The following is an 8,555-nucleotide window of genomic DNA, read 5'->3' as shown; positions in this document are numbered from 1 at the left end:
GGGGCGCGCGAGGTGATGGTCGGGGTGGATGCCGACCGGGTCCGCGCGGACGCCCACGCCGCCTGGGACGAGCTGCTGGACACGCTGGTGGACTTCCGGGTTCCGGTGGACCGGACGGAGACCCCCCGGGCGACCGCCGACCGGCTGGTCCGGGACAGGCTCACCGAGGACGCGTTGGCGGCGACCGCGGCCCGGCTGCTCGGCCGCGCCGAGGAGCGGGCCCGGTACGCCCGCGATCCGCTCACCGGGGAGGCGCTGCACCCGGCGCTGCGCACCGTACGCGGGGCGCTCGCCGCGCGGGCGGACCGACGGACCCGCCTGCGTGGCGGCCGTGCTGCCGCCGTCGGTGCTGCTGCGCTGGCGGCGCGCCATCGCGGACACCTCCGCCCGCCTCGTCGCGACGGGCGGCCAGGTGCGGCACCGCCTGCTGCGGTGGAGTCCACGTCGCCTGCTGGCCGGCCGCCTGGCCCGCTGACCGGGTCCCGTCCGCCGGCGCTCCCCCGCCGGCGGACGGGACACCGCCGGTGGCGTACCGCGGAGTCGGGAGTGGACAGGCGCCCGCGCGAAGAAGGAAGGCCACACCGTCTGGGTGCGGCCGGGACGCGGGAAGGGGAAACAAGCGGACGGGCGCTCACGTCGGCCCGCGGGGGTCCGAGGGTCAGCCGGCCACTGGACGCTCAGCTGGTGGATCAGGGCGCGACGATGCGACCACGCTCGCCGGAGAAGCCGACGACACGCCGTCGCGTCACCCCCTCAGGGGTGGGACGTGGTCAGCGGTGCCCCTCCGGGCGCTGCCGCCAGCGGTCCTCCATCCGGTCGAGGAACGAGCCCCGCCGGCCGGTACGACCACCACGGGGACGACGACGACTGGTCGTGCCGCCCACCACGTGCAGGTCGGGCGACTGAGCCCGGCGGTGCGACTGCACTGCGTAGCCCAACGCGGCCAACATCACGACGAAGCCCGCCACTGACACCAGCGCGGTGGTGATCACGACGCCGTAGACCAACAGGGCCAGGCCAGCAATGACCACGCCGGCAGCGACGAGCACGCGACGCCGCGCGTGGAAACGCGGGTCGCTGGCGCGCACGGCCGAGGCGAATTTGGGGTCCTCGGCAAGCGACCGCTCGATCTGCTCGAACAGCCGCTGCTCGTGCTCCGAGAGCGGCACGGCACTCCTCCCCGGTCACGTTGGTCGGCCCGCTCGGGCCGACAGACCGTGGCAGCCAACCGGCTGCTTACCCGCAAGTCTACGAGGGGGCTCGCGCGTCGGAAAGCGGGACGACCTACGGCCGGGTCGGATTTTCGTCTCGACCCGGATGACGCTTGCCGAGAAGACTGGCCGGACCTATGACGGATCGCCCGAATCGGGCAGCCGCGGCGTCGGCCGCCGCCTCCGCCTCCCGCCATCCGCGCTCGGGCGCCCCCAGGGTGAGCTGGCGCGGCGTCTCCCCGGCGGCGGCCAGCCCCTCCACCCGTACGCCGACCAAGCGGATCGGCTCACCGGGGCCGAGGGCGGTCCAGAGCGCCCAGGCCGTGTCGAACATCTCCCGGGCGGTGTCGGTCGGCACGCCCAGGGTGCGGGACCGGTTGACCGTGCGGAAGTCGGCCAGCCGGACCTTGAGCGACACCGTGCGCCCCACCTGACCGGCGCCGCGCAGCCGGGCGCCCACCTTCTCGGCCAGGGCGAGCAGCGCCCGGCGGATCTCCGTCGGGTCGACGACGTCGGCGTCGAAGGTCACCTCCGCGCCGATCGACTTCTCCACGTGCTCGGGGCTGACCCGGCGCTGGTCCCGCCCCCAGGCCAGCTCGTGCAGGTGAGTCGCGGCGGCCTCGCCGACCGCCCGGCGGAGCAGGCCCAGGGGTGCCTCGGCGAGGTCGCCGACGGTGGCCAGGCCGAGGCGGCGCAGCGCCTCGGCCGAACGCTCCCCCACCCCCCACAGCGCCGACACCGGCAGCGGGTGCAGGAAGTCGAGCACTTGGGCCGCCGGCACCACGAGCAGGCCGTCCGGCTTGGCCCGGGTCGAGCCGAGCTTGGCCACGAACTTGCTCGACGCCACCCCCACCGAGCAGCTCAGCCGCTGCTCCTCGGCGACCCGGCGGCGGATCAACCGGGCGATCTCCGCCGGGGAGCCGAAGAGCCGGCGGGCGCCGGCCACGTCGAGGAAGGCCTCGTCCAGCGAGAGCGGCTCGACCAGCGGGGTGACGTCCCGGAAGATCCGCATCACCGCCCGGGAGGCCGCCGTGTACTGCGTGAAGTCGGGCGGCAGGTAGACGGCGTGCGGGCAGAGCGCCCGGGCCCGCGCGGTGGGCATGGCGCTGCGGACGCCGTACCGGCGGGCCTCGTAGCTGGCGGAGCTGACCACGCCGCGCGGCCCGATCCCGCCGACCACGACGGGCCGGCCGCGCAGCTCGGGGCGGCGGCGCACCTCGACCGAGGCGAAGAACGCGTCCATGTCGACGTGCAGCATCGAGCAGCCGGTGTCGTCGGCGTCCGGCCCGAAGCGCGGATCGCCGCCCCGGGGCAACGACTGGCTGCGGCCCATCCCCGCAGGCTAGCCGCCCGGTCCGACAACGCAGCGGCCCGACCACCCGACCACCGGCCGGCCCGACCACCGGGCGGTCAGCCCCGGACGACCAGCAGCGGGATGGTCATCTCGGCCGCGGTGTCCGCGCCGTGGTACGCCACCAGGCGCGACTCCATCGGCTTCTCCGACCGGGTGGCGACCACCGCGTACGTGTCGCGGCAGACCACCACCACGTCGCCGATCCGGCGCAGGTGCTCCTCCGGCACCGGCCCGAACCAGCCGGTGGCCACCGCCTCGTCGCGGGTCGTCACCCGGGCGGCGTCACCCAGCACCGCCGACCAGGCGGCCAGCACGTCGGCGACCGCGCCCGGCTCGACGTGCAGGTAGCGGACCCGGGGCTCGCCGGCGATCACCCGCACCCCGGCCCGCAGCCGGGCGTCGGTGTCGAAGTCGACCCGCCGGCCCGGCGGCACGTTGAGCTGGCCGTGGTCGGCGGTGACGAGCAGCGCGGCGTCCCGCGGCAGCCCGTCGACCAGCCGGACCAGCAGCCGGTCCACGTCGGCGGCGGCGAGCCGCCAGGGCGCCGAGTCGACCCCGGTGAGGTGGCCGTGCCGGTCCAGGTCGGGGTGGTAGCCGGAGACCAGGGTCGGGCCGGCGCCGGCCGCGAGGGCGGTGAGCATCTGCCGGGCGAGTCGCGTCGACGTCGGAGGCGCCCCGGTAGTCGCCGCCCCGGTTGGCGGCGAGGGTGAGGCCGCTGCCGCCGTACTCGGGGCGGCTGACCACGGTGACCGCGACGCCGGCGGCGCGGGCCCGCTCGTACTGGGTGGGCACGGGCTGCCAAATCAACGGGTCCGGGTCGCCGGCCCACTCGATGTGGCTGAGCACCCGGTCGGTGTCGGGGACCCGGACCTTGAAGCCGAGCACGCCGTGGGCGCCGGAGGCGGCGCCGGTGCCCAGGCTGACCAGGTTGGTCGGGGTGGTGGAGGGAAAGCCGGCGGTGAGCGGGGCGCCGACGGTGGCAGCGAGGCCGGCCAGGGTCGGCGCGTACCGGGTGGCGGTCGGGATCTGGTACCAGCCGAGCCCGTCCACCAGCAGCACGGCGATCCGGCGTACCCCGGCCAGCCGGGGACCCAGGCCGAGCAGGTCGACCGCGCCGGGGACGCCGAGCACCGCCAGGGCGCTGGGCAGCACGTCGGCGAGGCTGCCGCCGCCGTAGCGCGGCGCGACCGGGTCGAGCGGACCTGGTCGCCCAGCCACGGCCGGCGACGGGCCGGTCATGCCGGGCGGCGGGCGAAGAGGTGCAGCTGGGCGGCGAGGTCCCGGTACGGCGACCGGGCCGCCAGGGCCCGCTCCAGCTCCACCAGGGCGGCCGGCTGGCCGTCCGCCACCGCGGCGGGGAGCAGGTCGGCGAGGACGCGTACCCCGTGGATCTCCTCGACCGTGAGTCCGCCGGCGGTCAGCAGCGCGGCGGCGCCGTCCACGTCGTAGCGGCGGCGCAGGGTGTCCCGTGGCCCCGCGGTGCCGTCCGGGTCGGCGGCGAGCGCGGCGGCCACGTCGAGGTGACCGTTCATCGCCCGGCCGAGCACGGCGGCGGCCCTGCCGGCCACCAGCACGCTGGCCGCGCCACCATGGCGCAGCGCGCCGACCAGCGCCGACACCACCGACGCCGGCTCGTCGACCACCTCGAGGACGGAGTGGCAGAGCACCAGGTCGACGCTGGCCGGCTCGACCAGCCCGGCGAGCGCGTCGCCGTCGCCCTGCAGCGCGCGTACCCGGTCGGCGACCCCGGCCTCGGCGGCCCGGCGGGTCAGCGCGGCGAGCGCGTCGGGGCTGGCGTCGACCACGGTCACCCAGTGGCCGGCCTCGGCGAGCGGGACGGCGAAGCCGCCGGTCCCGCCGCCGACGTCGAGCACGGTGAGCCGCTCGCCGGCCCGGCGCTCCAGCTCGGCCCGGAGCACCGACCAGATGACGGCGGTACGCGGGGTCAGCGTTCGAGTCTGCTCCACCCGGTCGAGCCTAGTCACCCGCGCCACCGGACTCCCGGAGGCGGTGGCGGCACGCTCCGGGTCAGGACTCGCCGCCGTCGGCGGGGTCCTCCTCCGCGCGGGAGCGGTGGGCGTTGGCCACCGGCCCGTCGGTCACCTGGTACTCGCGGGCCTCGACGTCGGAGGCGGCGACCAGCCGGCGGCCAGCCGGGTGCGCCGGGCGTTCGCCACTCCACCGATGTGTGTGCTGTTCAGGGTCATCGTTCTTCCCCCATGGCCGGGCGGGCCACTCTGCCCGCGCGTGCCGAAGTCTCCCGCCTCCCGGACCCGGACACCGTAATGTGGATCACTCCGCTCAGCGGAAATCCCGGGATGCCGGAGCCACCGGAGGCTCGATCGCGTCCAGCCGGTCCGCGGTGAGGCTGGTAACCCCCTCGTGCCGCTGCAACCGGCCCCGCACCACCAGCGCCGCGCTGGTGCGGGCGATTCGACGGTAGCGCTGCCAGAGGCCGGGGGAGCAAGTGACATTGAGCATTCCGGTCTCGTCCTCCAAATTGAGGAAGGTGACCCCGCCCGCGGTCGCCGGGCGCTGCCGGTGGGTGACGATCCCACCGACCCGGATCCGCTGGCCGGGCTCGACCCGGCCGAGCCGGGCGATCGGCACCGCGCCGAGCGCGTCCAGCCGGTCGCGGATGAACCGGGCCGGGTGGCTCTCCGGCGACAGGCCGGTGGCCCAGACGTCGGCGACGAGGCGGTCCACCGCCTCCATCCCGGGCAGGGTGGGCGGGGCCGCGCCGGTCACCGTGCCGGGCAGCCGGCCGGCCGGTCCTGGGCCGCCGCGCCGGCGGCCCAGAGCGCCTGCCGCCGGGTCAGCCCGAAACAGGCGAAGGCGTCCGCGGTGGCCAGCGCCTCCAGCTGCGCGGCGGTGAGACCGACCCGACGGGCCAGGTCCGGCATGTCCCGGTACGGCCCGCCGGCCGCCCGCTCCGCCTCGATCCGCTCGGCCACGTCGTCACCGAGGGTGCGTACGCTGCCCAGCCCGAGCCGGACCGCCGGGCCGCCCAACCCCCAGGCGTGCGGCGGCTCCCCCGGCTGGCTGCCCCACCGGGTCTCCGGCGCCGACTCCAGCACGGCCTTCGCCCCGCTGGCGTTGATGTCCGGGCGGCGTACCTCGACGCCGTGCCGGCGGGCGTCATCCACCAGGGTCTGCGGCGAGTAGAAGCCCATCGGCTGGGCGTTGAGCAGGGCGGCCAGGAACGGGGCCGGGTGGTAGCGCTTGAGCCAGGAGCTGGCGTAGACCAGGTAGGCGAAGCTCATCGCGTGGCTCTCCGGGAAGCCGTAGCTGGCGAACGCGGTGAGCTTGCGGTAGACGTCGTCGGCCAGCTCGCCGGTGATGCCCCGCTCGGCCATCCCGGCGTACAGCCGGTCGGCGATCTGCGCCATCCGCTCCACCGAGCGCTTGGCCCCCATCGCCCGGCGCAACTGGTCGGCGCCGGCCGCGTCGAAGCCGGCCAGGTCGATGGCGAGCTGCATCAACTGCTCCTGGAACAGCGGCACGCCCAGGGTCTTCTCCAGCGCGTTGCGCATCAGCGGGTGCGCGTACGTCACCGGCTCCTGGCCGTTCTTGCGCCGGATGTACGGGTGCACCGAGCCGCCCTGGATCGGGCCGGGACGGATCAGCGCCACCTCGACCACCAGGTCGTAGAAGCAGCGCGGCTTGAGCCGGGGCAGGGTGGCCATCTGGGCGCGGCTCTCCACCTGGAACACCCCGACCGAGTCGGCCCGGCAGAGCATGTCGTAGACCTCGGGGTCGTCGAGGGTCATGTCGCCCAGGTCGAGGGTCGTCCCGATCATGTCGTAGCCGTAGTGCAGCGCGGAGAGCATGCCGAGGCCGAGCAGGTCGAACTTGACCAGCCCGACCGCCGCGCAGTCGTCCTTGTCCCACTGGAGCACGCTGCGCCCGGGCATCCGGCCCCACTCCACCGGGCAGACCTCGATCACCGGCCGGTCGCAGATCACCATGCCGCCGGAGTGGATGCCCAGGTGCCGGGGGAAGGTCTGCAACTCGTTGGCGTACGCGACCACCTGCTCGGGGATGTCCTCGACGTCCACCGAGGCGACCGAGCCCCAGCGGTCGATCTGCTTGCTCCAGGCGTCCTGCTGGCCGGGCGAGAAGCCGAACGCCTTGGCCACGTCCCGCACCGCCGACCGCGGCCGGTACGAGATGACGTTGGCCACCTGGGCGGTGTGCTCCCGGCCGTACCGGGCGTAGACGTGCTGGATCACCTCCTCCCGGCGGTCGGACTCGATGTCCACGTCGATGTCGGGTGGGCCGTCCCGCTCGGGGGCGAGGAAACGCTCGAAGAGCAGCCGGTGCCGGACGGCGTCCACGTTGGTGATCCGCAGCGCGTAGCAGACCGCCGAGTTCGCCGCCGAGCCCCGGCCCTGGCAGTAGATGTCCTGCGCGCGGCAGAACGCGACGATGTCGTAGACCACCAGGAAGTAGCCGGGGAAGCCGAGGTCGTCGATCATCCGCAGCTCGTGCTCCAGCTGCGCGTACGCCTCGGGGTGCGCCTCGCGCGGGCCGTACCGCTCCCGGGCTCCCTGCTCGGTCAGGTGGCGCAGCCAGCTCATCTCGGTGTGCCCCGGCGGCACCGGGTACGCCGGCAGCCGCGGCGCGACCAGTTGCAGGTCGAAGGCGAGTTCCGCGCCGAACTCGGCGGCCCGTTCCACCGCCCCCGGGTACGCGCCGAACCGGGCCGCCATCTCCGCGCCGCTGCGCAGATGGGCGGTGGCGGCGGCGGGCAGCCAGCCGTCGATCTCGTCGAGGCTGCGCCGGGCCCGCACCGCGGCCACGGTGGTGGCAGCCGCCGCGGCCCGGGGTGGCGTAGTGCACGTTGTTGGTGGCCACGTGGGCAGCCCGGCGGCGGCGGCCAGCTCGGCGAGGGCGTCGTTGCGGTCGGCGTCGACCGGGTGGCCGTGGTCGGTCAGCTCCACCGCCACCGTCTCCGCGCCGAAGAGCGCGGTGAGCCGGTCCAGCTCCCGGGCCGCCGCGTCCACGCCCTCGGTGAGCAGCGCGCCCGGCACGTGCCCCTTGCGGCAGCCGGTGAGCACCAGCACGTGGTCGCGCAGCTCGGCGGCGACCTCCTCCAGCTCGCCGTAGACCGGGCGGCCCTTCTCCCCGCCGTGCAGCTGGGCGCGGGAGATGGTGGCGGCCAGCCGGGCGTACCCCTCGTGGCCGTGGGCGAGCACCAACAGGTGCCGGCCGAGCGGGTCGGGTTCGCCGTTCTGCGGGCCGGGCAGCCCGAGGGAGAGTTCGGCGCCGAAGATGGTGGGCAGGTGCAGCGCGCGGGCCGCCTCGGCGAAGCGGACCACCCCGTAGAAGCCGTCGTGGTCGGTGACGGCGAGCGCGGTGAGCCCCAGCCGGGCGGCCTCCTCGGCCAACTCCTCCGGGTGGCTGGCCCCGTCGAGGAAGCTGAAGTTGCTGTGCGCGTGCAGCTCGGCGTAGGGCACCGCGCCGTCCGGCCGGGGCAGCTCGGGCGCCTCGTAGTGCTGCCGCTTGCGGCTCCAGGCCGGGGAGTCCCCGCCGTCGGCGTCCACGGCGAGGGGATCCACCACGTGCAGGTGCCGCTCGTCCCGTGGCCGTCCGCCCCGTGGCCGCCCGCCGTCGCCCGACCGGCCGCCACCGGACCGGCCGTCGCCGGGTCGCCCGGAGAGCACGCGTTCCAGCTCGGACCAGGGCAGGTTGGGATTGTGGAAGCTCATCGGGCCGCTCCGGGTGGAGCGACCGCGGGCCGCGGCGGGCACCCGTTCCCGCATCCCCGCTCTCGACTGACCCGCCGCGACTCGCCCGTGCCGGGCCGGACCGGCTCAGTCATAGACTCGCCTCCACCAGCCACTGGCCGGCCTCGACGGCCAGCAGCCAGGGCGGCGCCCGTCGGCGAGGCAGACCTGGAACCGGGCCCGCCGCCGCGCCTCGGCCGGCGCCACCAGCGCTCGTCCACCGGCCACGGACCGGCCCAGCCGACGATCTCCGCCGGGCGG

The 8,555-nt window shown here is 75.7% G+C and carries 5 protein-coding genes and 3 pseudogenes; 1 reads left to right on the top strand and 7 read right to left on the bottom strand.

The window, feature by feature from the left end:
• Positions 1–475 (top strand): annotated as a pseudogene (locus JNW87_RS30535) (transglutaminase domain-containing protein); the annotation flags it as partial.
• Between the two features lie 295 nt (positions 476–770).
• Here JNW87_RS30535 and JNW87_RS30530 read toward each other — a convergent pair.
• The 7 genes and pseudogenes from JNW87_RS30530 to JNW87_RS30505 form a co-directional block, all read right to left on the bottom strand.
• The gene (locus JNW87_RS30530) at positions 771–1,169 is read right to left on the bottom strand and encodes a DUF3040 domain-containing protein (protein ID WP_109804324.1); all 399 of its coding nucleotides are present in this window, start codon (positions 1,167–1,169) and stop codon (positions 771–773) included.
• A gap of 115 nt (positions 1,170–1,284) precedes the next feature.
• Positions 1,285–2,544: a DNA polymerase IV gene (locus tag JNW87_RS30525; protein WP_109804325.1), complete on the bottom strand. Its 1,260-nt coding sequence runs from the start codon at positions 2,542–2,544 to the stop codon at positions 1,285–1,287.
• Between the two features lie 77 nt (positions 2,545–2,621).
• Positions 2,622–3,804: pseudogene (locus JNW87_RS30520) on the bottom strand (alkaline phosphatase family protein).
• The gene (locus JNW87_RS30515; protein ID WP_201749881.1) at positions 3,801–4,550 is read right to left on the bottom strand and encodes a methyltransferase domain-containing protein; all 750 of its coding nucleotides are present in this window, start codon (positions 4,548–4,550) and stop codon (positions 3,801–3,803) included. The pseudogene JNW87_RS30520 and the gene JNW87_RS30515 overlap by 4 nt, the downstream one beginning before the upstream one ends.
• A gap of 316 nt (positions 4,551–4,866) precedes the next feature.
• Positions 4,867–5,280 (bottom strand): OB-fold nucleic acid binding domain-containing protein, encoded by a 414-nt coding sequence (locus tag JNW87_RS40280; RefSeq protein WP_305070474.1) that lies wholly within the window; start codon positions 5,278–5,280, stop codon positions 4,867–4,869.
• Between the two features lie 29 nt (positions 5,281–5,309).
• Positions 5,310–8,276, bottom strand: a complete 2,967-nt coding sequence (locus JNW87_RS30510; RefSeq protein WP_305070473.1) for an error-prone DNA polymerase — start codon at positions 8,274–8,276, stop codon at positions 5,310–5,312.
• 109 nt (positions 8,277–8,385) lie between these two features.
• A pseudogene (locus tag JNW87_RS30505) lies at positions 8,386–8,555 on the bottom strand (DNA polymerase Y family protein); the annotation flags it as partial.

Source organism: Micromonospora sp. ATA51 (genome assembly GCF_016802855.1).
GTDB lineage: Bacteria > Actinomycetota > Actinomycetes > Mycobacteriales > Micromonosporaceae > Micromonospora > Micromonospora sicca.
This window is presented reverse-complemented; position numbering and strand designations above follow the sequence as displayed.